Consider the following 24,555-nt stretch of genomic DNA (forward strand, 5'->3'; position numbering starts at 1 on the left):
TCAGCCCCGGGCCAGCGCCGCCAGCACCAGTTCGCAGCTGCGCTGGCCATAGGCGGTAAGCACCTCGCGAATACGCGGCAGGTCACGGGCGACCACGGCTTCGAGCAGGCGGGCGAACAGGTCGAGGTAGTCGATCATGTTGGCTTGGCGCTGGTCCAGCGACAGGTAGTAGGCACGGCTCATGGCGGGCTGCAGGTTCTCTACGGTTTCCTGCAGGTACGGGTTGTCGGCGAACGGGAAGGCCGCGCGCATGACCGCGAAACTTTCGGCGACAAAGGTCTTGATGTCCAACTGGTCATGGGCGCGCTGCAGACGCTGCTGGATCTCCAGAAACGGGCGCAGGTCGGCTTCGGTGCGCCATTTTTGCGCAACCGCATTACCCAGCAGGATATAGAACTCACCCATCAATGAGCACAGGCTGCGCACGCTGCGCTCGTCCAGTTCGGTTACGTGGGCCCCGCGACGCGGCAGGATCGCCACCAAATGCCGGCGCTCGAGGATCAGCAGCGCTTCGCGCACCGAGCCGCGGCTGACGTTGAGCGCCTGGGTAACCTTCTGCTCCTGGATACGCTCGCCTGGCGCCAGTTCGCCGCGGATGATGCGTTCGGCCAGGTAATCGGCAATCTGCTCGGAGAGGCTGTCCGGGGCCTTGAACGTCATGGTTTTCCTTCAAAATCATTGAACTGGGCACAAGTGGCGGATTGTAGCGTACTTGGGCGGTAATCGCGCAGAGGGGCCAGGCGGTTTATTTGACCCTGCAGACAGCCACGCGCCCGGCGCGATCTATGCTTGGTAGATGGGCAATGCGTTCGGCCGGGCGTGGACATGCGTATTTTCTTGACCTTTGAGTCAGAAAAATATTGACCTGCTGGACAGGTGTTGCTTAGAGTCCGCCCAACAACAATAAAAATCATTGCGAGGCCATCCCCGTGATCCAGTTTCTCGTCAACCAGGAGCTGCGTAGTGAGCACGCCCTGGACCCGAACATGACGGTGCTGCAGTACCTGCGCGAGCACCTGGGCAAACCCGGTACCAAGGAGGGCTGCGCCAGTGGTGACTGCGGCGCCTGCACCGTGGTGGTCGGTGAACTGACCCTGGACGACCAGGGCCACGACAGCCTGCGCTACCGCAGCCTGAACGCGTGCCTGACCTTTGTTTCGTCGCTGCATGGCAAGCAACTGATCAGCGTCGAAGGCCTCAAGCACCAGGGCCAGTTGCACAGCGTGCAGCAGGCCATGGCCGATTGCCATGGTTCGCAATGCGGCTTCTGCACCCCCGGCTTTGTCATGTCGCTGTTCGCCCTGCAGAAGAACAGCAGCGGCCCCGACCTGCACCAGGCCCAGGAAGCCCTGGCCGGCAACCTGTGCCGCTGCACCGGCTACCGGCCGATCCTCGACGCTGCCGAGCAGAGCTGCCGCCAGCCCTGCCGCGACCAGTTCGATGCCCAGCAGGCGCAGACCATCAGCCGCCTCAAGGCCATCACCCCGACCCAGACCGGCGAGCTGAACAGCGGCGACAAGCGCTGCCTGGTGCCGCTGACCGTTTCCGACCTGGCCGACCTGTACAGCTCACACCCCGAAGCGCGCCTGCTGGCCGGCGGTACTGACCTGGCGCTGGAAGTGACCCAGTTCCACAAGACCCTGCCCGTGATGATCTACGTCGGCCATGTGGCCGAGCTCAAGCGCATCGAGAAAACCGCCAGCCACCTGGAAATCGGCGCCGCCACCCCGCTCACCGACTGCTATGGCGCGCTGAACGAAGAATACCCCGACTTCGGCGCCCTGCTGCACCGCTTTGCCTCGCTGCAGATTCGCAACCAGGGCACTCTGGGCGGCAACATCGGCAACGCCTCGCCGATTGGCGACTCGCCGCCCTTGCTGATCGCGCTGGATGCCCAGGTGGTGCTGCGCCAGGGCGAGCGCCAGCGGGTGATGCCGCTGGAAGACTACTTCATCGACTACCGCATCACCGCCCGCCAGGACAGCGAGTTCATCGAGAAGATCATCGTGCCGCGCGCCAGCAATGACTGGTCGTTCCGAGCTTATAAAGTGTCCAAGCGCCTGGACGATGACATTTCCGCCGTGTGCGCAGCGTTCAACCTCAGCATCGAAGACGGCGTGGTCAGCGGTGTGCGCATCGCCTTTGGCGGCATGGCGGCGATCCCCAAGCGCGCCGGTGCCTGCGAGGCCGCACTGCGCGGCAAGCCGTGGGACCAGGCCGCCATCGAGCGCGCCTGCCAGGCGCTGACCGAAGACTTCACCCCGCTCAGCGACTTCCGCGCCAGCAAGGAATACCGCCTGCTGACCGCACAGAACCTGCTGCGCAAGTACTTCATCGAACAGCAAACACCGCACATCGAAACCCGGGTGACCGCTTATGTCTAACCATCACGTAGCCAAGAGCCAGGCCGAGATGGCCGAGCTGTTCAGCCAGGACCTGACCACCGGGGTCGGCCGCAGCGTCAAGCACGACAGCGCCGACAAGCATGTGTCCGGCGAGGCGCTGTACATCGACGACCGCCTGGAATTCCCCAACCAGCTGCACGTCTATGCACGCACTGCCGACCGCGCCCACGCTCGCATCCTGCGCATCGATACCACGCCATGCTACGCCTTCGAGGGCGTGCGCATCGCCATCACCCACGAGGACATCCCGGGCCTGAAGGACATCGGCCCGGTGGTAGCCGGCGACCCGCTGCTGGCCATCGACAAGGTCGAGTTCTTCGGCCAGCCGGTACTCGCCGTTGCCGCCCGTGACCTGGAAACCGCGCGCCGCGCCGCCATGGCCGCGATCGTCGAGTACGAAGACCTGGAACCGGTACTGGACGTGGTCGAGGCAGTGCGCAAAAAGCACTTCGTGCTCGATAGCCACACCCACCAGCGCGGCGACTCCGCTGCAGCACTGGCCACTGCCCCGCACCGCATCCAGGGCACCCTGCACATCGGCGGCCAGGAGCATTTCTACCTGGAAACGCAGATTTCTTCGGTGATGCCCACCGAAGACGGCGGCATGATCGTTTACTGCTCCACGCAAAACCCCACCGAAGTGCAGAAGCTGGTCGCCGAAGTGCTCGACGTGCCGATGAACAAGGTGGTGCTGGACATGCGCCGTATGGGTGGCGGTTTTGGCGGCAAGGAAACCCAGGCTGCCAGCCCGGCGTGCCTGTGCGCCGTGGTGGCACGCCTGACCGGCCAGCCGACCAAGATGCGCCTGCCAAGGGTCGAGGACATGACCATGACCGGCAAGCGCCACCCGTTCTACGTCGAGTACGAGGTGGGCTTCGACGACACCGGCCGCCTGCACGGCATCAACTTCGACCTGGCGGGCAACTGCGGCTATTCGCCCGACCTGTCCGGCTCCATCGTCGACCGCGCCATGTTCCACTCCGACAACGCCTATTACCTGGGCGATGCCACCGTGCATGGCCACCGCTGCAAGACCAACACCGCCTCCAATACCGCTTACCGCGGCTTTGGCGGCCCACAGGGCATGGTCGCCATCGAGCAGGTGATGGACCACATTGCCCGCCACCTGGGCCGCGACCCGCTGGCAGTGCGCAAGGCCAACTACTACGGCAAGACCGAACGCAACGTCACCCATTACTACCAGACCGTCGAGCACAACATGCTCGAAGAGATGACCGCCGAGCTGGAAGCCAGCAGCGACTACGCCGAACGCCGCGAGTCGATCCGCCGCTTCAACGCCAACAGCCCGGTACTGAAGAAAGGCCTGGCGCTGACCCCGGTCAAGTTCGGCATCTCGTTCACTGCCACCTTCCTCAACCAGGCCGGTGCGCTGATCCACATCTACACCGACGGCAGCATCCACCTGAACCACGGCGGCACCGAGATGGGTCAGGGCCTGAACACCAAGGTGGCGCAAGTGGTGGCGCAGATCTTCCAGGTGGATTTCAGCCGCATTCAGATCACCGCCACCAACACCGACAAGGTGCCCAACACATCGCCGACTGCAGCGTCCAGCGGTGCAGACCTGAATGGCAAGGCAGCGCAGAACGCCGCCGAGATCCTCAAGCGGCGCCTGGTCGAGTTTGCCGCGCGGCACTACCAGGTGACCGAGGAAGACGTCGAGTTCCGCAACGGCCATGTGCGCATGCGCGACCAGATCGTCAGCTTCGAGCAGTTGGTGCAGCAGGCCTACTTTGCCCAGGTGTCACTGTCCAGTACCGGTTTCTACCGCACACCGAAGATCTTCTACGACCGCAGCCAGGCGCGCGGCCGGCCGTTCTACTACTACGCCTTTGGCGCCGCGTGCGTGGAAGTGATCGTCGACACCCTGACCGGCGAGTACAAGATGTTGCGTGCCGACATCCTGCACGACGTTGGCGACTCGCTGAACCCGGCGATCGACATCGGCCAGGTGGAAGGTGGCTTCATCCAGGGCATGGGCTGGCTGACCACCGAAGAACTGGTGTGGAACGCCAAGGGCAAGCTGATGACCAACGGCCCGGCCAGCTACAAGATCCCGGCGGTGGCTGACATGCCGCTGGACCTGCGGGTAAAGCTGGTGGAAAACCGCAAAAACCCGGAAGACACCGTGTTCCATTCCAAGGCCGTGGGCGAGCCGCCGTTCATGCTTGGCATTGCCGCTTGGTGCGCAATCAAGGACGCCGTGGCCAGCCTCGCCGACTACCGCGTGCAGCCACAGGTGGATGCGCCGGCAACGCCGGAGCGGGTGTTGTGGGGGTGTGAGCAGATGCGCAAGGCGGTGGCTGCCGCGCAGCCCGTCGAGCAGGAACTGGAAACCGTCACTCACTGAGGTTGGATGGGCGCCTGTCCCGGCCCTATCGCCGGCAAGCCGGGCTCCCACAGGTACTGCACCGCTGGCAAGCCCTGTGTTGTACCTGTGGGAGCCTGACTTGCCAGCGATAGGGCCTGAACAGGCCACCCGGAATGAGGAACTGCATCATGCACCAATGGATCAACGCCCTCGCCGACCACCAGTCCCGTGGCGAAGCCTGCGTACTGGTGACCATCATCGAGGAGCGCGGCTCGACCCCGCGCAATGCCGGCTCGAAGATGGTGGTCAGCGCCAGCGGCCTGTTCGACACCATCGGCGGTGGCCACCTGGAATACAAGGCCCTGCACATCGCCCGGCAGATGCTTGAAGAACAACGCACCACCCCGCACCTGGAGCGCTTCAGCCTCGGTGCCAGCCTGGGCCAGTGCTGCGGCGGCGTCACCGTGCTGCTGTTCGAACCCATGGCCGCCGTGCAGGCGCAGATCGCCGTGTTCGGCGCGGGCCATGTCGGCCGGGCTCTGGTACCCTTGCTCGCCGCCCTGCCCTGCCGGGTGCGCTGGATCGATTCGCGTGAACAGGAATTCCCCGAACTCATCCCCCACGGGGTGACCAAGGTCGTCAGTGAGGAACCGGTCGACGAAATCGCAAAACTGCCGCCAGGCTGCTATTGCATCGTCATGACCCACAACCACCAGCTCGACCTGGAACTGACCGCCGCCATTCTCAAGCGCAACGACTTCACCTGGTTCGGCCTGATCGGCTCGAAGACCAAACGGGTCAAGTTCGAGCACCGCCTGCGTGAGCGCGGCTTCGACGACGCGCTGCTGGCGCGCATGCGCTGCCCGATGGGCCTGGCCGAGGTCAAAGGCAAGCTGCCCATCGAGATTGCCGTGTCCATCGCCGGTGAAATCATCGCCACCTACAACGCCTGCTTCGGCCAGCACGATGCTGCCGCCAATGCCGGCCCCATTGCCCAGTTGCTGCCGCCCTCCCGGCGCAGCCAAGCCATTTGACGAGTGTGTTATGACCGTTACCCGCAAAGCCTACCGTGCCGCCATTCTGCACAGCATCGCCGACCCGGCCGAGGTGGGCCTGGAGGCTTCCCATGAATACTTCGAGGACGGCCTGCTGGTGGTCGACGATGGCCGTATCAGCGCCGTTGGCCACGCCAGCGAGCTGCTGCCAACGCTGGATGCCGGCATCCCGGTCGAGCATTACCAGGACGCCCTGATTACCCCCGGGTTCATCGACACCCATATCCACTTCCCGCAGACCGGCATGATCGGCTCGTACGGCGAGCAGTTGCTGGACTGGCTGAACACCTACACCTTCCCGTGCGAAAAGCAGTTCGCCGATAAAAGCCACGCCGACCAGGTGGCGAAGATCTTCCTCAAGGAACTGCTGCGCAATGGCACTACCACGGCACTGGTGTTCGGCAGCGTGCACCCGGAGTCGGTGAATGCCCTGTTCGAAGAGGCCGAGCGCCTGGACCTGCGCCTGATCGCCGGGAAGGTGATGATGGACCGCAACGCCCCGGACTACCTGACCGACACCGCCGAATCCGGCTACGCCGAAAGCAAGGCGCTGATCGAACGCTGGCACGGCAAGGGCCGCCTGCACTATGCCGTTACCCCGCGTTTTGCCCCGACCAGCACACCTGAACAGCTGACCCTGGCCGGCCAGTTGCTCAAGCAACACCCGGGTGTGTACATGCACACGCACCTGTCGGAGAACCTGAAGGAAATCGACTGGGTCAAGTCGCTGTTCCCCGAGCAGAAGGGCTACCTGGACGTGTACGACCACTTCGAGCTGCTGGGCGAGCGCTCGGTGTTCGCCCATGGCGTGCACCTGTGCGACGACGAGTGCCAACGCCTGGCCGAAACCGGCTCGGCCGTGGCGTTCTGCCCCACGTCCAACCTGTTCCTCGGCAGCGGCCTGTTCAACCTGCCGCAGGCCGAACGCTTCAAGGTCAACGTGGGCCTGGGCACCGACGTCGGCGCCGGCACCAGTTTTTCGCTGCTCAACACCCTGAACGAGGCATACAAGGTGATGCAGCTGCAGGGCGCGCGCCTGCACCCGTACAAATCACTGTACCTGGCCACCCTCGGCGGCGCCCGCGCCTTGCGCCTGGACGACCGCATCGGCAGCCTGCGCCCAGGCAACGACGCCGACTTCGTGGTGCTGGACTACAAGGCCACGCCGCTGCTGGACTACCGCATTCAGCAGTCCAACAGCATTGAAGAAACCCTGTTCGTGCTCACCACCCTGGGCGACGATCGCACGGTGCGTGAAACCTATGCTGCCGGGCGTTGCGTGCACCAGCGTTAAGGCCTGCTGGCCAGCCCGCAGTACAAGAAGACACCGCAGTGTATGGCACGGGCTTCGCCCGTGTTCGCGGGCAAGCCCTAATGCCAGTCAGTTAAGAAAAGGCGAGGTGTTCGTCGGGCTTCCAGCATCGCTTATGCGATCGAGCGCCGCCCGCGCGGCGCTTCGCGGCACAAGGCCGCTCCCACATCTGTTTCGGGCCAGTTTCTTCTGTGAGATCACCCGCGCCCGCCTTGTTTGCTCCATTTGATATCGGCTGCGCCACTGCTCTTCATCGATCTCAAGCCATGCACCCAAGGGGCGCGCGCCAAAGGCACAGGAATAATTGGCCCGAAACAGATGTGGGAGCGGCCTTGTGCCGCGAAGCGCCGCGCGGGCGGCGCTCGATCTCACAGGCAACCCATATCTCAAGGCATGCACCTGTCAGCCCATACTGCTTAACTGACCGGCATTAGGGCAAGCCGGCTCCCACAGGGATCGCGCCTGCTTCTGGAAATTGAGCGAGACAGTTGATCCCACAGGGATGGCGAAGGACTGGGGGTCGGTGTGGGAGCTGGCTTGCCGGCGATGGGCGCAAAGCGGCCCCCTTCAATCACCCTGGCAAACGATCAACCCTTGGCGGAAACCTTGGGCTTTTTCAGCAAATGCGAGAACACTGCATGCAGGTCGTCCGACGCGCTTTCCTCGTCCAGGTTCAGCTTGCTGTCGATGTGGTCCATGTGGTGCATCATCAGGCTTACCGCCTGCTCGGCGTCGCGCGCTTCAATGGCGTCGATCAACTGCATGTGCTCGTCATACGAGCAGTGCGAGCGGGTGCCGGTTTCGTACTGGGCAATGATCAGCGACGTCTGCGACACCAGGCTGCGCTGGAAGCTCACCAGCGGGGCATTGCCCGCCGCTTCGGCCAGTTTGAGGTGGAACTCGCCGGACAGGCGGATACCGGCGCCGCGATCACCCCGCGAGAAGCTGTCGCGCTCTTCACGCACCATCTGGCGCAGCTCGTTCAACTGGTCCAGCGTGGCGTGCTGAACGGCCAGTTCGGTAATGGCGCGTTCGACCATGCGCCGCGAGAAGAACACCTGGCGCGCCTCTTCCACCGTCGGGCTGGCCACCACCGCACCGCGGTTCGGCCGCAGCAGCACCACGCTCTCGTGGGCCAGGCGCGACAAGGCGCGGCGGATGATGGTGCGGCTGACGCCGAAGATTTCGCCCAGCGCTTCCTCGCTCAACTTGGTGCCCGGGGCCAGACGCTGCTCGAGGATCGCCTCGAAAATGTGCGCGTAGACGATGTCGTCCTGGGTACCGCTGCGGCCGGCCTTGCCGACACGTGCAGGTTTCTTCAGAGGTTGCAGCTGTTCGTTCATGGGCTCTCGAGGCACGAAGAGAAAGTATGGCGCCATTGTACACAGGCTGAGGCGATTCCGCAGGGGGCGTTTTACCTATATAGCCGTTGTACGACGCATTGCGCACCCAAAACATAAAACATTATTTGCATTCTTTGTACACAAAAGCATAATCCACCGAGCAACTTCTTGACCCATGAGTCAACAAAACGGTCAGACGCTGCCTTCCCTCGTGGGGCCACCAAGTGCATTGCTCAGGAACTGGCCCCAACAACAACAAGAAAGACTTGAGGAGTACTCGCTGTGGAAAGCCGCAAATCCGAAGCCTCTGCGCTGGATCTTGCTCCACCGCTCGAAACGAGCTGGCTGGAGCGGATTTTCAAACTCAAGCAACACGGCAGCACCGTCAAGACCGAGCTGATTGCCGGGGTGACCACCTTCATCACCATGGCCTACATCATCTTCGTCAACCCCAACATCATGGCCGACGCCGGCATCGACCATGGTGCCGCCTTCGTCGCCACCTGCATCGCCGCCGCGCTGGGCTGCCTGCTGATGGGCCTGTACGCCAACTGGCCGGTGGGCCTGGCGCCGGGCATGGGCCTGAATGCGTTCTTCACCTACACCGTGGTCGGCACCATGGGCTACAACTGGGAAACCGCGCTAGGGGCCGTGTTCGTCTCGGGCGTGCTGTTCATGTTCCTGACCTTGTCTAAAGTGCGCGAATGGTTGCTCAACAGCATCCCGGTCAGCCTGCGCCATGCCATGGGGGCCGGCGTCGGATTGTTTCTCGGGCTGATCGGCCTGAAAACCGCCGGCATCATCGTCGACAGCCCGGCCACCCTGATCAAGCTGGGCTCGCTGCATGAGCCGGGGCCGCTGCTGGCGGCGGTGTGCTTCCTGCTGATCGCCATCCTCAGCTACAAGCGGGTGTTCGGTGCGATCCTGATCAGCATCATCGGCGTCACCCTGGCCGGCTGGGGCCTGGGCCTGGTGAAGTTTGGCGGGGTGATGTCGATGCCGCCGAGCCTGGCACCGACCTGGATGGCCATGGACGTGGCCGGCGTGTTCAACGTCAGCATGATCAGCGTGGTGCTGGCGTTCCTGTTCGTGCACATGTTCGACACCGCCGGCACGCTGATGGGCGTGGCCCAGCGGGCCAACCTGGTGGCGCCGGACGGGCGAATCGAAGGCCTGTCACGCGCATTGAAGGCAGACAGTGCCTCCAGCGTGTTCGGTGCCGTGGTCGGCGTGCCGCCCGTTACCAGCTATGTAGAAAGCGCGGCGGGTGTGGCCGCCGGTGGGCGTACCGGTCTCACGGCGGTGGTGGTCGGCCTGCTGTTCGTCGCGGCGATGTTCTTCGCCCCGCTGGCCGGGATGATTCCTGCCTACGCAACGGCGGGTGCGCTGATTTATGTGGCGATGCTGATGATGGGCAGCATGGCGCACATTCATTGGGACGAAGCCACCGACAGCATTCCGGCGATCGTCACGGTGATCATGATGCCGCTGACCTTCTCGGTCGCCGATGGTATTGCCCTGGGCTTTATCAGCTATGTGGCCTTGAAGGCCGGTACCGGCAAGTACAAAGAAATCTCGGCCAGCCTGTGGGTGCTGTGCGCGATCTTCATTGCCAAGTTCGTGTTCCTCTGAACCCTGCTGCACCAAACAAGGGCGCCTCGGCGCCCTTTCTTTGTTTCTACAGCCTGTGCCGGCCTCTTCGCGGGTGAACCCGCGAAGAGGCCGGCACAGGCATTACAAAAACACCAGACGAAAAAAAGCCCGCCAGTGTGAGAGCGGGCCAAAGGACCTACGAAGATTCTTCTAGCGACCAACTAGCTTCCGCGGTAGGTCGAATAGCTGTACGGCGAGATCAGCAGCGGCACGTGGTAGTGCTCCTGCTGTTCATCGATGCCGAAACGCAGCACGACAACATCCAAAAATGCAGTGTCCGGCAGCTGCACGCCGCGGGCACGGTAATAGGCGCCAGCGCTGAACTGCAGCTGATAGACGCCGGTACGGTAATCGTCACCTTGCAGCAGCGGCGCATCAACGCGGCCATCGCTGTTGGTCAGAGCGGTGTTCACCAGCTCCAGTTGCTGGCCTTCGACACGGTACAGCTCGACCTTGATCGAGCTGCCCGGGCAGCCATGCGCGGCATCCAGTACGTGTGTGGTCAAACGTCCCATTGCTTGTCGCCTCTTGTTCAATCTGTGGGCAAAAAATACACGGCCATCAACACGGCATGGGGCCTGCGATGTGCGGGAATGACGCCATTAAGACATTCCATCGCAAAATTGTACACAATTTTTTGACCCCTTCCATCGCACCCGAGGATTCTTGCTCAGAAACGACCCATCGGTCGCAAATACAAGGCCGGTGCTGAACCCTATGTCATTAGCTGACCAATCAGGCAGGTTTCTTGCACTGTTTTTCCAGGCCGCTGCAAGGCGATAAAAGGGAAGAAATGCGGAAAAACAGGCTTACAAAAGATTTCAGAAGTTGTATACAATCAGCCCATCCGGTGGTGCGACATACCGACGCGGCCCGCCCACCCCCCGCACTAACGCACAAGAAGGAAGACTGCAGTGAGCGCTGACTACCCTCGCGACCTGATCGGTTACGGCAACAACCCTCCTCACCCGCAATGGCCGGGCAACGCTCGCATCGCGCTGTCTTTCGTCCTCAACTACGAAGAAGGTGGCGAACGCAACATCCTGCACGGTGACAAGGAATCCGAAGCCTTCCTGTCCGAGATGGTCGCTGCCCAGCCGCTGCAGGGCGCACGCAACATGAGCATGGAGTCGCTGTACGAATACGGCAGCCGTGCCGGCGTGTGGCGCCTGCTGAAGCTGTTCAAGGACAGCGGCGTACCGCTGACCATTTTCGCCGTGGCCATGGCTGCCCAGCGCCACCCCGACGTGATCCGCGCCATGGCCGAAGCCGGCCACGAGATCTGCAGCCACGGCTACCGCTGGATCGACTACCAGAACATGGACGAGGCCCAGGAGCGCGAGCACATGCTCGAGGCCATCCGCATCCTCACCGAACTCACCGGCGAACGCCCGCTGGGCTGGTACACCGGTCGCACCGGCCCGAACACCCGCCGCCTGGTGATGGAAGAAGGTGGTTTCCTGTACGACAGCGACACCTATGACGACGACCTGCCCTACTGGGAGCCGAACAACCCCACCGGCAAGCCGCACCTCGTGATCCCGTACACCCTCGACACCAATGACATGCGCTTCACCCAGGTACAGGGCTTCAACTGCGGCGAGCAGTTCTTCCAGTACCTGAAGGACGCCTTCGACGTGCTGTACGAAGAAGGTGCCGAGGCGCCGAAGATGCTGTCGATCGGCCTGCACTGCCGCCTGGTGGGCCGCCCTGCACGCCTGGCTGCCCTGAAGCGCTTCATCGATTACGCCAAAAGCCATGACCAGGTCTGGTTCGCCCGTCGTGTGGACATCGCCCGCCACTGGCACACCACCCACCCGTACAAGAAAGAGAACGCCTGATGACCGCCTTCAACACCCTCAAGCCATCCGCCCTGGACCGTGACGCCTTCGTCAAGGCCTTCGCCGACATCTACGAGCATTCGCCGTGGGTTGCCGAAAAGGCCTACGACCTGGGCCAACTGGGCGAGCTGGACGAGATCGAGGCGCTGCACCAGCGCATGAGCGACATCCTGCTCAGCGCCAACCCTGCTTCCCAGCTGGCGCTGATCAACGCTCACCCGGACCTGGCAGGCAAGGCCGCCGTGCAGGGCGAGCTGACCGAATCGAGCACCAACGAACAGGCTGGCGCCGGCATTCACCAATGCACCGCCGAAGAGTTCGCACGCTTCACCGAACTGAACGACGCCTACAAGGCCAAGTTCCAGTTCCCGTTCATCATGGCGGTCAAGGGCAGCAATCGGCACCAGATCCTCGCCTCCTTCGAAAAACGCATCCACAACGATACCGATGCCGAATTCAAGGAAGCTCTGGCGCAGATCAACCTGATCGCCCTGTTCCGTCTGCTGCAACTGTAAGCGACAGCAGAACCTCATTCAGTACAACGAACATATAAGAGAGACCCGCATGCGCACCCTAGTGATCGAGCCCCTGACCAAAGAAGCCTTCGCCCCATTCGGAGACGTGATCGAAACCGACGGCAGCGATCACTTCATGATCAACAACGGCTCGACCATGCGCTTCCACAAGCTCGCCGCGGTGGAAACCGCCGAGCCGGAAGACAAGGCGATCATCAGCATCTTCCGCGCCGACGCGCAGGACATGCCGCTGACCGTACGCATGCTGGAACGCCATCCGCTGGGCAGCCAGGCTTTCATCCCGCTGCTCGGCAACCCCTTTCTGATCGTGGTCGCGCCCGTTGGCGATGCACCTGTATCAGGCTTGGTCCGTGCCTTCCGTAGTAACGGCAGGCAGGGCGTTAATTACCATCGCGGCGTCTGGCACCACCCGGTGCTGACGATCGAAAAGCGGGATGACTTCCTGGTGGTTGATCGCAGTGGTTCTGGCAACAACTGCGATGAGCATTATTTCACCGAGGAACAGATGCTGATCCTCAATCCCCACCAATAAGAAAAGGTCGGTCATCGTTTGCGGTGATCGGCAGAGGTACATACTGTGGAAGCACACCTTCACGAATGGCTGAACCTGAGCATTCGCTGGGTTCACATGATCACCGGGGTCGCCTGGATCGGTGCATCGTTCTACTTCGTCTGGCTGGAGAACCACCTGAACCGAAGCAACCCGCGCGATGGGTTGTCGGGTGATCTCTGGGCAATTCACGGCGGTGGTATCTACCACCTGGAGAAATACAAGCTCGCACCCCCGAAAATGCCCGAGAACCTGCACTGGTTCAAATGGGAAGCCTACTTCACCTGGATGTCCGGTATCGCCCTGCTGTGCGTGGTGTTCTACTGGAACCCGGCGCTGTACCTGCTGGCCCCTGGCAGCACCCTGAGCGGTGCCGAAGGCGTGGCCATCGGTATCGGCTCGCTGATCGCCGGCTGGTTCATCTACGACTTCCTGTGCGACTCGCCCCTGGGCAAGAAGCCAGCGCTGCTCGGTGGTGTACTGTTCGTGCTGATCATCGCCGCCTGCTGGGGCTTCAGCCTGGTGTTCAGCGGCCGTGGCGCTTACCTGCACACCGGCGCGATCATCGGCACCATCATGGTGGGTAACGTGTTCCGCATCATCATGCCGGCCCAGCGCCAGCTGGTGGCAGCGATCGAGAACAACCAGACACCCGACCCGGTATTGCCGGCCAAGGGCCTGCTGCGCTCGCGTCACAACAACTATTTCACCCTGCCGGTGCTGTTCATCATGATCAGCAACCATTTCCCGAGCACCTACGGTAGCCAGTACAACTGGCTGATCCTGGCCGGTATCGCAGTAGCCGCGGTTCTGATCCGCCACTACTTCAACACCCGCCACGACAGCAACAAGTACGCCTGGACCCTGCCTGTCGGCGCCCTGGCAATGATCTGCCTGGCCTACGTCACCGGCCCCAAGCCGATGGCCGTCAGCCCAGAGCAGGCCGCCGCGAAGGTCGAGTACCAGCCGCTGCCGGCTACCGCTGTAGGTGGCAAGACCGCTGCCGAGCTGCGCGCCGAAGAGGCTGCCAAGCCTGCTGAAGCGCCGGCAGCTGCCCCGGCAACCGCGCAGGCCGGCGGTGAGGCTTTTGACAAGATCCACAATGTCATCCAGGAACGCTGCACCGTGTGCCACTCGTCGAAACCGACCAGCCCACTGTTCAGCGCCGCCCCTGCCGGCGTGATGTTCGACACCCCGCAGCAGATCCAGGCCCAGGCCGCGCGCATTCAGGCGCAAGCGGTCGCCAGCCAGATCATGCCGCTGGGCAACATCACCCAGATGACCACCGAAGAGCGCAAGCTCGTCGGTGACTGGATCGCCAAAGGCGCCCAGGTCAACTGATCGAGCTGCAAGCTGCAAGCTGCAAGCAGTTACGTTACACGCAAGCATCGAGCGCTAGTACCAAGCGCAGGTTTCAAGCGGGATTCATGAGCTTTTTCTTGAAGCTTGCCGCTTGAAGCTTGCCGCTTACCACCTGCCGCTTGGATCCGAGAATAAAAACAAAACTCGAGGTGCTGCATGTCCGAGTCACGCAAGGCGTATATCCCTATTGCGCCGCCGCGCGAACCTTTGCCCTTGTTCCAACTGATCCTGGTTGGCCTGCAACACGTTCTGCTGATGTACGGTGGCGCCATCGCCGTGCCGCTCATTATCGGCCAGGCTGCCGGATTGTCCCGTGAAGAAGTCGCTTTCCTGATCAACGCCGACCTGCTGGTCGCTGGCGTCGCTACCATCATCCAGTCGTTCGGTATCGGCCCGGTGGGCATCCGCATGCCGGTGATGATGGGTGCCAGTTTCGCTGCCGTTGGCAGCATGGTGGCCATGGCCGGCATGCCCGGCGTGGGCCTGCAGGGGATCTTCGGCGCAACCATCGCTGCCGGGTTCTTCGGCATGCTGATCGCGCCGTTCATGTCCAAGGTCGTACGTTTCTTCCCGCCACTGGTCACCGGTACGGTGATCACCTCGATTGGCCTGTCACTGTTCCCGGTGGCGGTCAACTGGGCCGGTGGCGGGGAAGCCGCGGAACACTTCGGTGCGCCTATCTACCTGCTGGTGGCCAGCCTGGTGCTGGCCGTGATTCTGTTGATCAACCGCTTCATGCGCGGTTTCTGGGTCAACGTGTCGGTACTGGTGGGCATGGGCCTGGGCTACATCCTGGCCGGCTCCATCGGCATGGTCGACCTGACAGGCCTGAATGAGGCGCCATGGCTGCAAGTGGTCACCCCACTGCACTTCGGCATGCCAACGTTCAGCCTGGCGCCGATCCTGTCCATGTGCCTGGTGGTGGTGATCATCTTCGTCGAGTCCACCGGCATGTTCCTGGCCCTGGGCAAGGTCACCGATCGCGAAGTCACCCCAGGGATGCTGCGCCGCGGCCTGCTGTGCGATGCCGGTGCGTCGTTCATCGCCGGCTTCTTCAACACCTTCACCCACTCCTCGTTCGCCCAGAACATCGGCCTGGTGCAGATGACCGGGGTGCGCTGCCGCTTTGTCACCATCGTGGCCGGTGCACTGTTGATTCTGCTCAGCCTGTTGCCCAAGGCGGCCTTCCTGATTGCCTCGATCCCGCCTGCAGTACTGGGCGGCGCGTCCATCGCCATGTTCGGCATGGTCACCGCCACCGGGATCAAGATTCTCCAGGAAGCGGACATCGGCGACCGCCGCAACCAGCTGCTGGTTGCCGTGAGCGTCGGCTTCGGGTTGATTCCCGTGGTTCGTCCGGAGTTCTTTGCCCAGATGCCACAGTGGATGGAACCCATCACCCACAGTGGTATCGCCATGGCCACGGTCAGTGCCCTGGTGTTGAACGTGCTGTTCAACATCCTCGGGGGTGCCGACCGCGCGGTGCACAACGACGCCTGTCACCAGCACTGAGCAAAAGGGGGCGGCGCACTGCCGCCCCTGCCTCGACTTAGCCGTAACGCTTCACCGTCGGCCTGCCGGAATGGGCCGCCCGGGGCGCCTGCGCGCCGAAAAAACCCAAAAAAAACAATAAGTCCGGGAAACACAACATGAAACGCATCACCACGTCCCTCTTGCTGGGCAGCAGCCTGCTGGCCACCGTCCCCGCCCACGCTGGCGAATGGCTGCAGTGGCACGGCGAAAGCCTGACTTACCTGTACGGCAAGGACTTCAAGGTCAACCCCAGCATCCAGCAGACGGTGACCTTCGAGCACGCCAACAAATGGAAGTACGGCGACACCTTCATGTTCGTCGACAAAATCTTCTACAACGGCAAACCCGACGCCAGCAAAGGCGGCACCACCTATTACGGTGAATTCAGCCCGCGCCTGTCGTTCGGCAAGATCTTCGATCAGAAGCTGGCCTTCGGCCCGATCAAGGACGTGCTGCTGGCCATGACCTACGAGCGTGGCGAAGGCGACAACGCGGCCTACCTGATCGGCCCTGGCTTCGACCTGAACATCCCAGGCTTCAACTACTTCACCCTCAACTTCTACGTGCGCAACACCGAAGGCAGCCGCCCTGGCGACAAAGTGTGGCAGATCACCCCCGGCTGGTCGTACACCATCCCGGTGGGCCGCTCCGACATTCTGATCGACGGTTACATGGACTGGGTCACTGATAATGACCAGACCCGCCGCGGCACCTACCACGCCAACCTGCACTTCAACCCACAGGTCAAGTACGACTTGGGCAAGGCGCTGAATCTAGGCGCCAAACAGCTGTATGTGGGCTTTGAGTACAGCTACTGGAAGGACAAGTACGGCATCGACAGCCGCGGCAACCTGGACAGCAACCAGAGCGTTGCCAGTGCGCTGATCAAGGTACACTTCTAATAAGTTGACCAAACGCACAAGTTTGATTCACCCCGCTCCAGGAAGGAGCACTTGAGGCGCGGCGCGCAAGCCAGTAATCTGCGCGCCCCCTCGATCAGGGCAGAATGGATTCTGCCTGCGTTTACTGACCGCTCAGTCAATGAATACGGGCGGTTGGCCAACGTGTTGCCAGCCTGAAAGACCCTTTTCATCCGTTCAGAACGAAGTCGAGCAGGAAGGTTTTGCCAACCCGGAAAAGTTGGCCCAACCCTTGCCAAACAGCTGTGGCCTATCGAAAAAAGCTGACTCGCAAGACAAAAAAAGCGCCACCAACGAGCGCTGACAACAGATCAATCAAGGGAGCGACACTCGCAATGCGTACCATCAACAGCCTGATCCTCGCCGGCGGCCTGCTGGCCTGCGGCGCCACCCACGCCGACGACCTGCTGCAGTGGCAGAACAACAGCCTGACCTACCTGTGGGGCAAGAACTTCAAGGTCAACCCGTCGATCCAGCAAACCGTTACCTTCGAACACGCCGATGGCTGGAAGTACGGCGACAACTTCATCTTCGTCGACAAGATTTTCTACCAGGGGCAGAAAGACGCCGGTAATGGCCCGAACACTTACTACGGTGAAATCAGCCCGCGCCTGTCGTTCGGCAAGATCTTCGACCAAAAGCTGGAGTTCGGCCCGGTCAAGGACGTGCTGCTGGCGATGACCTACGAGTTTGGCGAGGGTGACACCGAGTCGTACCTGATCGGCCCCGGCTTCGACCTGGCCATCCCCGGCTTCGACTACTTCCAGCTGAACTTCTATAACCGCACCACCGACGGCAGCCGTGCGGGCGACAACGTCTGGCAGATTACCCCGGTGTGGTCGTACACCATTCCGGTGGGTGATTCCGATGTGCTGATCGACGGCTTCATGGACTGGGTGGTGGACAACGACGAGAACCGCCGTGGCACCTACCAGGCCAACCTGCACTTCAACCCGCAGATCAAGTACGACCTGGGCAAGGCGCTGCACCTGGGCGAGAAACAACTGTACGTGGGTGTCGAGTACGATTACTGGAAGAACAAGTACGGCATCAAGGACAGCGATGCCTTTACCACTGACCAGAACACCATGAGTTTCCTGGTGAAAGTGCATTTCTGATCTGAGAATCAGCACTGTGGGAGCGGGCTTGCCCTAATGCCAGTCAGTTAAGACTGTCGGGGCTGCTGTGCAGCCCATCGCCGGCAAGCCAGCTCCCACACCGACCGCATCGGATTCAAGCCATGCGCCATATTGTGGGAGCCTGGCTTGCCGGCGATGGGCCGCAACGCGGCCCCAAATTGCTTAACTGACCGGCATTAGGGCTTGCCCCGCGAACACCGGCGCAGCCGGTGCCATGCACCGCGTGAGCTCTTCGCGGGACAAGCCCGCTCCCACAATGATCAACCCCCGGCCATGCAGCTTTATGTGGCAGGCCGGATCGCCCGCCACAATTTGCCGGCCACCGCCACCACCGCCAGCACCACGGCACCAGCAACCACCCCGACCCCAGCGTTTAGTAGCGCCCCAGTCAGCGCACCACCACGCCCTTCGCTGAACGCCTCGATGGCATGATGCAGCGGCGCGATGCCGTGTACCAGAATCCCGCCGCCGACCAGAAACATCGCCGCCGTGCCAATCACCGAGAGGCTCTTCATCATGTACGGCGCTGCGCGCAGGATGGCGTTGCCAATGGCCTGCGCTACCGTGGAAGCCTTTTTGGTCAGCCAGAAGCCAAGGTCGTCAAGCTTGACGATGCCACCGACCAACCCGTACACGCCAATGGTCATGACCACCGCGATGCCAGACAAAACGATGATCTGCTGCGTCAGCGGCGAATCGGCAACGATGCCCAAGGTAATGGCAATGATCTCTGCCGACAGAATGAAGTCGGTACGCACTGCGCCTTTGATCTTGGCTTTCTCGTACGCCACCAGGTCGACGTTCGCGTCCGCCACCGCCTCCTTGCGCGCCGCGTGTTGGGCGTCGTCCTCCTCCTTGCTGTGCAAGAATTTGTGCGCCAGCTTCTCGAAGCCCTCAAAACACAGGTAGGCGCCGCCCAGCATCAACAGCGGCGTCACCGCCCAAGGGATGAAGGCACTGATCAGCAGCGCCGCCGGCACCAGAATCGCCTTGTTCAGCAACGACCCTTTGGCCACCGCCCATACCACCGGCAACTCGCGGTCGGCGCGCACGCCGGTGACCTGCTGGGCATTGAGCGCCAGGTCGTCACCCAACACGCCGGCGGTTTTTTTTGCCGCGACTTTGGTCATCAAAGAGACGTCGTCCAGCAGCGTGGCGATGTCGTCGATCAGTACCAGTAGACTGCTTCCTGCCATATTGGGATGTTTCCAGATGTGTGAATGAGCCGGAGTCTAGCCCAAAGCCGCTGCCTTGAGCGCCCGTCGAGCGCGGTGCTACCATGCCCGATCCCTCTTAGAGGTGGCCAGACACGAGGAAGATCCCTGACCATGAGCACCATTCGCGAGCGCAACAAGGAACTGATCCTGCGCGCGGCCAGCGAGGAATTCGCCGACAAGGGCTTCGCCGCCACCAAGACCAGCGATATCGCGGCCAAGGCCGGCCTGCCCAAACCGAACGTGTATTACTACTTCAAGTCCAAGGACAACCTCTATCGCGAGGTCCTGGAAAGCATCATTGCGCCGATCATGCAGGCTTCTACGCCGTTCAATGCCGACGGTGATCCGAAAGAAGTGCTGAGTGCGTACATTCGTTCGAAGATCCGCATTTCGCGTGACCTCCCGCATGCCTCCAAGGTATTCGCCAGCGAGATCATGCACGGTGCCCCGCACCTGTCGCCGAACCAGGTGGAGCAGTTGAACGAACAGGCCCGGCACAACATCGAGTGCATCCAGCGCTGGATCGACCGCGGGCAGATCGCCCATGTGGATGCGCATCACCTGATGTTCAGCATCTGGGCGGCGACCCAGACCTATGCCGATTTCGACTGGCAGATTTCTGCGGTGACCGGCAAGGCCAAGCTGGCCGACAGCGATTATGACGCGGCGGCCGAGACCATCATCCGCATGGTTTTAAAAGGTTGTGAGCCAGAGGCAGCCTGACAGGGCCAGTGGGGCTGCTTTGCAGCCCATCGCGACACAAGGCCGCTCCTACAGGGGATCGCGTTTGATCTGCGATCGCGGTCCCCTGTAGGAGCGGCCTTGTGTCGCGATGGGCCGCAAAGCGGCCCCGGCTATCTTGAGCCTTACGCAGCTACCCCGGCATCCGCTCGCAACCCCACCTCCTCGATAGCACTGATCGCGCACTGCTCATCGATATCCGACGTATCCCCGCTGATTCCGACAGCACCCAACACCTTGCCGTCCTGATCACGAATCAGCACGCCCCCCGGCGCCGGCACCACCGGCCGTTCACCCATCCCGTTCAGTGCGGCAAAAAACGCCGGCCGCTGCTGCGCATCCAGCGCCAGCAGCCGCGAGCCCTTGCCCAGGGCAATCGCACCCCAGGCTTTGCCCGTGGCCACTTCAGGGCGAATCAGGCTGGCGCCATCCTCGCGCTGCAACGCCAGCAGGTGCCCGCCGGCATCCAGCACCGCCACGGTCAACGGCGCGGCATTGATCTTGCGGCCCGCCGCCAACGCGGCGTTCACCAGGCTGACAGCGATTTTCAGGTTTAAAACGTTCATGGAAAGGTCCTCTTCTTGTTGTGAGAAGCCCTGAGGGCAGTTGAAAACCGATAGCGTAAATAGAACACAACGAAAGGGGTTTTTGTATACAATATTTTGAAACGATCGTATGCGATGGCGCAAACCCCTGTTTTCACGGGCGCTCTGACGAAATCCGGCTCAGCCGATGAAAACCCATTGACCTGAGCCGTCAGGCGTGAATACACTCTGTCGCAAAGCAAGTTGTATACAATTACAAAATCGATGAGGCACAACCCATGAGCAAAATGAGAGCAATCGATGCAGCCGTTCTGGTCATGCGCCGTGAAGGTGTAGATACCGCGTTCGGCATCCCAGGGGCTGCCATCAACCCGTTGTACTCGGCCCTGAAGAAAGTCGGTGGCATCGATCACGTCCTCGCTCGCCACGTCGAAGGTGCCTCGCACATGGCCGAGGGCTACACCCGTGCCAACCCGGGCAACATCGGTGTGTGCATCGGCACCTCCGGCCCAGCCGGTACCGACATGGTCACCGGCCTGTACAGCGCCTCGGCCGACTCCATCCCGATTCTCTGCATCACCGGCCAGGCCCCGCGTGCGCGCTTGCACAAAGAAGACTTCCAGGCTGTCGACATCACCAGCATCGTCAAGCCAGTGACCAAATGGGCAACCACCGTTCTGGAGCCAGGGCAGGTGCCTTACGCCTTCCAGAAGGCCTTCTATGAAATGCGTACCGGCCGCCCAGGCCCGGTCCTGATCGACCTGCCGTTCGACGTGCAGATGGCCGAAATCGAATTCGATATCGACGCCTACGAGCCACTGGCAATCAACAAGCCGTCCGCCACCCGCGTACAGGCCGAAAAAGCCCTGGCCCTGCTCAATGACGCCGAACGCCCACTGCTGGTAGCCGGTGGCGGCATCATCAACGCCGACGCCAGTGACAAGCTGGTCGAGTTCGCCGAACTGACCGGCGTACCGGTGATCCCGACCCTGATGGGCTGGGGCACCATCCCGGACGACCACGCACAGATGGTCGGTATGGTCGGCCTGCAGACTTCGCACCGCTACGGCAACGCCACCCTGCTGAAATCCGACCTGGTGTTCGGTATCGGTAACCGCTGGGCCAACCGCCACACCGGTTCCGTCGACGTCTACACCGAAGGCCGCAAGTTCGTCCACGTAGACATCGAACCGACCCAGATCGGCCGTGTGTTCACCCCGGACCTGGGCATCGTTTCCGACGCTGGCAAGGCGCTGGACGTGTTCCTCGAAGTCGCCCGCGAGTGGAAAGCCGCCGGCAAGCTGAAAGACCGTGCTGCCTGGCTGGAAGACTGCCAACAGCGCAAGGCCAGCCTGCAGCGCAAGACCCACTTCGACAACGTGCCGGTCAAGCCGCAGCGCGTGTACGAAGAAATGAACCAGGTATTCGGCAAGGACACCTGCTACGTCAGCACCATCGGCCTGTCGCAGATCGCTGGCGCGCAGTTCCTGCACGTGTACAAGCCACGCCACTGGATCAACTGCGGCCAGGCCGGCCCGCTGGGCTGGACCATCCCTGCTGCCCTGGGCGTGGTCAAGGCCGATCCAAAGCGCAAGGTTGTCGCGCTGTCGGGTGACTACGACTTCCAGTTCATGATCGAAGAGCTGGCAGTGGGTGCGCAGTTCAACCTGCCGTACGTCCACGTGCTGGTGAACAACGCCTACCTGGGCCTGATCCGTCAGGCGCAACGTGGCTTCGACATGGATTACTGTGTACAACTGGCGTTCGAGAACATCAACTCGACCGATGCTGCCACCTACGGTGTCGACCACGTTGCCGTGGTTGAAGGCCTGGGCTGCAAGGCCATCCGCGTCTTCGAGCCGGCAGAAATCGCCCCTGCCCTGATCAAGGCGCAGAAAATGGCCGAAGAGTTCCGCGTGCCGGTGGTGGTCGAAGTGATCCTCGAGCGTGTGACCAACATTTCCATGGGCACCGAGATCAACGCGGTCAACGAGTTCGAAGACCTGGCGCTGGTCGGCAACGACGCGCCAACCGCCATCTCGATGCTGGACTGATCGCCTGACGCCCCCAGGCTTGCCCTGGGGGCCTTCATCGCAAGGAGACAACTCATGCCTCGCTTCGCTGCCAACCTGTCCATGCTGTTCACCGAACAGGACTTCCTGGCCCGCTTCAAGGCTGCCGCCGATGCTGGTTTCAGCGGTGTCGAATACCTCTTCCCGTATGACTTCAGCGCTGCCGAAATCAAGCAGCAGCTGGACGCCAACGGCCTGACCCAGGTGCTGTTCAACCTGCCGGCGGGCGACTGGGCCAAGGGTGAGCGCGGGATCACCTGCCACCCTGACCGCATCGAAGAGTTTCGCGCCGGGGTCGACAAGGCCATCGAATACGCCAAGGTGCTGGGCAACACCCAGGTCAACGCCCTGGCCGGCATTCGCCCGCAAGGCCTGCAGTGCGCCGACGTGCGCAAGACCTTTGTCGACAACCTCAAGTATGCCGCTGACAAGCTGAAAGCCGCCGGGATCCGCCTGGTCATGGAAATGATCAACACCCGCGACATCCCCGGCTTCTATCTGAACACCACCCAGCAGGCCCTGGAAATTCAGGCCGAAGTGGGCAGCGACAACCTGTTCCTGCAGTACGACATCTACCACATGCAGATCATGGAAGGTGACCTGGCTCGTACCATGGAAACCAACCTGAAGCTGATCAACCACATCCAGCTGGCCGACAACCCCGGCCGCAACGAGCCAGGCACCGGCGAGATCAACTACCGCTTCCTGTTCGAGCACCTGGACCGCATCGGCTACCAGGGCTGGGTGGGCGCGGAGTACAAGCCGCTGACCACCACCGAAGCAGGCCTGGGCTGGCTGAAGACCCATGTGGGAGCGGGCTTGCCCCGCGAAAGCGCCCGCAAAGACACCTCCATTGCCTGATCTACCGCATTCGCGGGACAAGCCCGCTCCCACAGGGTATGGGCAGGCCCGCGATCAGGATAAACAAATACAAAGAGGCACATTGTCATGGCTAAAATCGGTTTCATCGGCACCGGCATCATGGGCAAGCCCATGGCCCAGAACCTGCAAAAAGCAGGTCACAGCCTGTTCGTTTCCACTCACCACGACGCCGCCCCGGCCGAGTTGGTAGCCGCCGGTGCAGTGGCCCTGGCCAACCCGAAGGAAGTGGCCCAGGAAGCCGAGTTCATCATCGTCATGGTCCCGGACACCCCGCAGGTCGAAGCCGTCCTGTTCGGTGAAAACGGCGTGGCCGAAGGCGTTGGCCCGAACAAGGTAGTGATCGACATGAGTTCGATCTCGCCAACCGCGACCAAAGCCTTCGCCGAAAAAATCAAGGCCACCGGTGCTGCTTACCTGGACGCCCCGGTATCTGGCGGCGAAGTCGGTGCCAAGGCCGCGACCCTGAGCATCATGGTCGGCGGCTGCCCGAAAGCCTTCGAGCGCGCCCTGCCGCTGTTCGAAGCCATGGGCAAGAACATCACCCGCGTGGGTGGCAACGGTGACGGCCAGACTGCCAAGGTCGCCAACCAGATCATCGTCGCCCTGAACATCCAGGCCGTCAGCGAAGCACTGCTGTTCGCCGCCAAGAACGGCGCGGATCCTGCCAAGGTGCGTGAAGCGCTGATGGGCGGTTTCGCTTCGTCGAAAATCCTCGAAGTGCACGCCGAGCGCATGATCAAGGGCACCTTCGACCCGGGCTTCCGCATCAACCTGCACCAGAAAGACCTGAACCTGGCCCTGCAAGGCGCCAAGGAACTGGGCATCAACCTGCCCAACACCTCCAATGCCCAGCAAGTGTTCAACACCTGCCAGGCCCTGGGCGGCGGCAACTGGGACCACTCGGCGCTGATCAAAGGCCTGGAGCACATGGCCAACTTCTCGATCCGCGACGAGAAATAAGCTTCAAGCTGTAAGTCTCAAGCGGCAAGTAAAAGCAGCTTTGCTTTTGCTTGCGGCTTGTAGCTTGAAGCTTGCAGCTGTGGGGACCGCCCCTGGTTCGGCCTGCACGGAGGCAGTTCCAGGGGCGTTTTTGATTCTGCAGAACAACAATAATTGG

Annotated in this window: 21 protein-coding genes; 16 read left to right on the forward strand and 5 right to left on the reverse strand. The window is 62.0% G+C overall.

Features of this window, described 5'->3' with window-relative positions:
- Complete coding sequence (locus ACI2KG_RS09245) at positions 1-660, reverse strand: GntR family transcriptional regulator (protein ID WP_400613988.1); 660 nt, start codon at positions 658-660, stop codon at positions 1-3.
- Between the two features lie 269 nt (positions 661-929).
- Here ACI2KG_RS09245 and xdhA point away from each other — a divergent pair, with 269 nt between their 5' ends.
- The 4 genes from xdhA to guaD all read left to right on the forward strand — a co-directional run bounded on the left by xdhA (position 930) and on the right by guaD (position 7,086).
- Entirely contained in the window at positions 930-2,384 is a 1,455-nt protein-coding gene (xdhA, locus tag ACI2KG_RS09250) for a xanthine dehydrogenase small subunit (protein ID WP_404661661.1), read from the forward strand.
- Positions 2,377-4,776 carry a xanthine dehydrogenase molybdopterin binding subunit gene (gene xdhB / locus ACI2KG_RS09255; protein ID WP_404661662.1) on the forward strand — a complete coding sequence of 800 codons (2,400 nt, stop codon included), beginning with the start codon at positions 2,377-2,379 and terminating at the stop codon, positions 4,774-4,776. Before xdhA ends, xdhB begins: the two co-directional genes overlap by 8 nt.
- Before the next feature lie 149 nt (positions 4,777-4,925).
- Positions 4,926-5,771, forward strand: a complete 846-nt coding sequence (gene xdhC, locus ACI2KG_RS09260) for a xanthine dehydrogenase accessory protein XdhC (protein WP_404661663.1) — start codon at positions 4,926-4,928, stop codon at positions 5,769-5,771.
- A 10-nt stretch (positions 5,772-5,781) separates the two neighbouring features.
- Positions 5,782-7,086 carry a guanine deaminase gene (gene guaD / locus ACI2KG_RS09265; protein ID WP_404661664.1) on the forward strand — a complete coding sequence of 435 codons (1,305 nt, stop codon included), beginning with the start codon at positions 5,782-5,784 and terminating at the stop codon, positions 7,084-7,086.
- Positions 7,087-7,691: 605 nt separating this feature from the next.
- Here the strand turns inward: guaD and ACI2KG_RS09270 are convergent.
- The gene (locus tag ACI2KG_RS09270) at positions 7,692-8,447 is read right to left on the reverse strand and encodes a GntR family transcriptional regulator (RefSeq protein ID WP_201199125.1); all 756 of its coding nucleotides are present in this window, start codon (positions 8,445-8,447) and stop codon (positions 7,692-7,694) included.
- 282 nt (positions 8,448-8,729) lie between these two features.
- Here ACI2KG_RS09270 and ACI2KG_RS09275 point away from each other — a divergent pair, with 282 nt between their 5' ends.
- Positions 8,730-10,079: an NCS2 family permease gene (locus tag ACI2KG_RS09275; protein ID WP_404661665.1), complete on the forward strand. Its 1,350-nt coding sequence runs from the start codon at positions 8,730-8,732 to the stop codon at positions 10,077-10,079.
- Positions 10,080-10,261: 182 nt separating this feature from the next.
- Here ACI2KG_RS09275 and uraH read toward each other — a convergent pair whose 3' ends face one another.
- A complete protein-coding gene (uraH, locus tag ACI2KG_RS09280) occupies positions 10,262-10,615 on the reverse strand; it encodes a hydroxyisourate hydrolase (RefSeq protein WP_008091641.1) in 354 nt (117 codons plus the stop codon).
- Between the two features lie 399 nt (positions 10,616-11,014).
- On the opposite strand from uraH, the gene puuE reads away from it, so the two are divergent.
- From puuE to ACI2KG_RS09315, 7 genes are all read left to right on the forward strand, one after another.
- Positions 11,015-11,941, forward strand: coding sequence for an allantoinase PuuE (puuE, locus tag ACI2KG_RS09285; protein ID WP_400613971.1), 927 nt, complete (start codon positions 11,015-11,017; stop codon positions 11,939-11,941).
- A complete protein-coding gene (gene uraD, locus ACI2KG_RS09290) occupies positions 11,941-12,456 on the forward strand; it encodes a 2-oxo-4-hydroxy-4-carboxy-5-ureidoimidazoline decarboxylase (RefSeq protein ID WP_404661666.1) in 516 nt (171 codons plus the stop codon). Before puuE ends, uraD begins: the two co-directional genes overlap by 1 nt.
- A gap of 49 nt (positions 12,457-12,505) precedes the next feature.
- Positions 12,506-13,009 carry an ureidoglycolate lyase gene (locus ACI2KG_RS09295; protein WP_400613966.1) on the forward strand — a complete coding sequence of 168 codons (504 nt, stop codon included), beginning with the start codon at positions 12,506-12,508 and terminating at the stop codon, positions 13,007-13,009.
- A 45-nt stretch (positions 13,010-13,054) separates the two neighbouring features.
- On the forward strand, positions 13,055-14,368 hold the full coding sequence (locus ACI2KG_RS09300; protein ID WP_400613964.1) for a urate hydroxylase PuuD: 1,314 nt from the start codon (positions 13,055-13,057) through the stop codon (positions 14,366-14,368).
- Positions 14,369-14,545: 177 nt separating this feature from the next.
- Positions 14,546-15,901: a nucleobase:cation symporter-2 family protein gene (locus ACI2KG_RS09305; protein WP_400613961.1), complete on the forward strand. Its 1,356-nt coding sequence runs from the start codon at positions 14,546-14,548 to the stop codon at positions 15,899-15,901.
- Between the two features lie 137 nt (positions 15,902-16,038).
- On the forward strand, positions 16,039-16,824 hold the full coding sequence (locus ACI2KG_RS09310) for an outer membrane protein OmpK (RefSeq protein WP_404661667.1): 786 nt from the start codon (positions 16,039-16,041) through the stop codon (positions 16,822-16,824).
- Positions 16,825-17,177: 353 nt separating this feature from the next.
- The gene (locus tag ACI2KG_RS09315) at positions 17,178-17,960 is read left to right on the forward strand and encodes an outer membrane protein OmpK (RefSeq protein WP_400613957.1); all 783 of its coding nucleotides are present in this window, start codon (positions 17,178-17,180) and stop codon (positions 17,958-17,960) included.
- A 302-nt stretch (positions 17,961-18,262) separates the two neighbouring features.
- Here the strand turns inward: ACI2KG_RS09315 and ACI2KG_RS09320 are convergent, their stop codons facing one another.
- The gene (locus ACI2KG_RS09320) at positions 18,263-19,177 is read right to left on the reverse strand and encodes a DUF808 domain-containing protein (RefSeq protein WP_404661668.1); all 915 of its coding nucleotides are present in this window, start codon (positions 19,175-19,177) and stop codon (positions 18,263-18,265) included.
- Positions 19,178-19,309: 132 nt separating this feature from the next.
- Between ACI2KG_RS09320 and ACI2KG_RS09325 the strand changes: the two genes are divergently transcribed.
- On the forward strand, positions 19,310-19,921 hold the full coding sequence (locus ACI2KG_RS09325) for a TetR/AcrR family transcriptional regulator (protein WP_010955036.1): 612 nt from the start codon (positions 19,310-19,312) through the stop codon (positions 19,919-19,921).
- Positions 19,922-20,064: 143 nt separating this feature from the next.
- On the opposite strand, the gene ACI2KG_RS09330 is transcribed toward ACI2KG_RS09325, so the two are convergent.
- Positions 20,065-20,505 (reverse strand): heme-binding protein, encoded by a 441-nt coding sequence (locus ACI2KG_RS09330; protein ID WP_003254344.1) that lies wholly within the window; start codon positions 20,503-20,505, stop codon positions 20,065-20,067.
- 257 nt (positions 20,506-20,762) lie between these two features.
- Here ACI2KG_RS09330 and gcl point away from each other — a divergent pair, with 257 nt between their 5' ends.
- The 3 genes from gcl to ACI2KG_RS09345 all read left to right on the forward strand — a co-directional run bounded on the left by gcl (position 20,763) and on the right by ACI2KG_RS09345 (position 24,398).
- A complete protein-coding gene (gene gcl / locus ACI2KG_RS09335) occupies positions 20,763-22,538 on the forward strand; it encodes a glyoxylate carboligase (RefSeq protein WP_400613950.1) in 1,776 nt (591 codons plus the stop codon).
- Between the two features lie 54 nt (positions 22,539-22,592).
- Entirely contained in the window at positions 22,593-23,417 is an 825-nt protein-coding gene (hyi, locus tag ACI2KG_RS09340) for a hydroxypyruvate isomerase (RefSeq protein WP_404661669.1), read from the forward strand.
- A gap of 87 nt (positions 23,418-23,504) precedes the next feature.
- Complete coding sequence (locus tag ACI2KG_RS09345; protein WP_404661670.1) at positions 23,505-24,398, forward strand: 2-hydroxy-3-oxopropionate reductase; 894 nt, start codon at positions 23,505-23,507, stop codon at positions 24,396-24,398.
- The last annotated feature ends 157 nt before the right edge of the window (positions 24,399-24,555 follow it).

This window comes from Pseudomonas sp. NPDC089407, from assembly GCF_044900445.1.
Taxonomy (GTDB): domain Bacteria; phylum Pseudomonadota; class Gammaproteobacteria; order Pseudomonadales; family Pseudomonadaceae; genus Aquipseudomonas.

Excerpts from the sequence above, each read along its gene's own strand:
- ACI2KG_RS09245 (WP_400613988.1), bottom strand. The coding sequence starts at position 660 with ATGACGTTCAAGGCCCCGGACAGCCTCTCCGAGCAGATTGCCGATTAC.
- xdhB (WP_404661662.1), top strand. The coding sequence starts at position 2,377 with ATGTCTAACCATCACGTAGCCAAGAGCCAGGCCGAGATGGCCGAGCTG.
- xdhC (WP_404661663.1), top strand. The coding sequence starts at position 4,926 with ATGCACCAATGGATCAACGCCCTCGCCGACCACCAGTCCCGTGGCGAA.
- guaD (WP_404661664.1), top strand. The coding sequence starts at position 5,782 with ATGACCGTTACCCGCAAAGCCTACCGTGCCGCCATTCTGCACAGCATC.
- ACI2KG_RS09270 (WP_201199125.1), bottom strand. The coding sequence starts at position 8,447 with ATGAACGAACAGCTGCAACCTCTGAAGAAACCTGCACGTGTCGGCAAG.
- uraH (WP_008091641.1), bottom strand. The coding sequence starts at position 10,615 with ATGGGACGTTTGACCACACACGTACTGGATGCCGCGCATGGCTGCCCG.
- uraD (WP_404661666.1), top strand. The coding sequence starts at position 11,941 with ATGACCGCCTTCAACACCCTCAAGCCATCCGCCCTGGACCGTGACGCC.
- ACI2KG_RS09295 (WP_400613966.1), top strand. The coding sequence starts at position 12,506 with ATGCGCACCCTAGTGATCGAGCCCCTGACCAAAGAAGCCTTCGCCCCA.
- ACI2KG_RS09305 (WP_400613961.1), top strand. The coding sequence starts at position 14,546 with ATGTCCGAGTCACGCAAGGCGTATATCCCTATTGCGCCGCCGCGCGAA.
- ACI2KG_RS09310 (WP_404661667.1), top strand. The coding sequence starts at position 16,039 with ATGAAACGCATCACCACGTCCCTCTTGCTGGGCAGCAGCCTGCTGGCC.
- ACI2KG_RS09315 (WP_400613957.1), top strand. The coding sequence starts at position 17,178 with ATGCGTACCATCAACAGCCTGATCCTCGCCGGCGGCCTGCTGGCCTGC.
- ACI2KG_RS09320 (WP_404661668.1), bottom strand. The coding sequence starts at position 19,177 with ATGGCAGGAAGCAGTCTACTGGTACTGATCGACGACATCGCCACGCTG.
- ACI2KG_RS09325 (WP_010955036.1), top strand. The coding sequence starts at position 19,310 with ATGAGCACCATTCGCGAGCGCAACAAGGAACTGATCCTGCGCGCGGCC.
- ACI2KG_RS09330 (WP_003254344.1), bottom strand. The coding sequence starts at position 20,505 with ATGAACGTTTTAAACCTGAAAATCGCTGTCAGCCTGGTGAACGCCGCG.
- gcl (WP_400613950.1), top strand. The coding sequence starts at position 20,763 with ATGAGCAAAATGAGAGCAATCGATGCAGCCGTTCTGGTCATGCGCCGT.
- hyi (WP_404661669.1), top strand. The coding sequence starts at position 22,593 with ATGCCTCGCTTCGCTGCCAACCTGTCCATGCTGTTCACCGAACAGGAC.
- ACI2KG_RS09345 (WP_404661670.1), top strand. The coding sequence starts at position 23,505 with ATGGCTAAAATCGGTTTCATCGGCACCGGCATCATGGGCAAGCCCATG.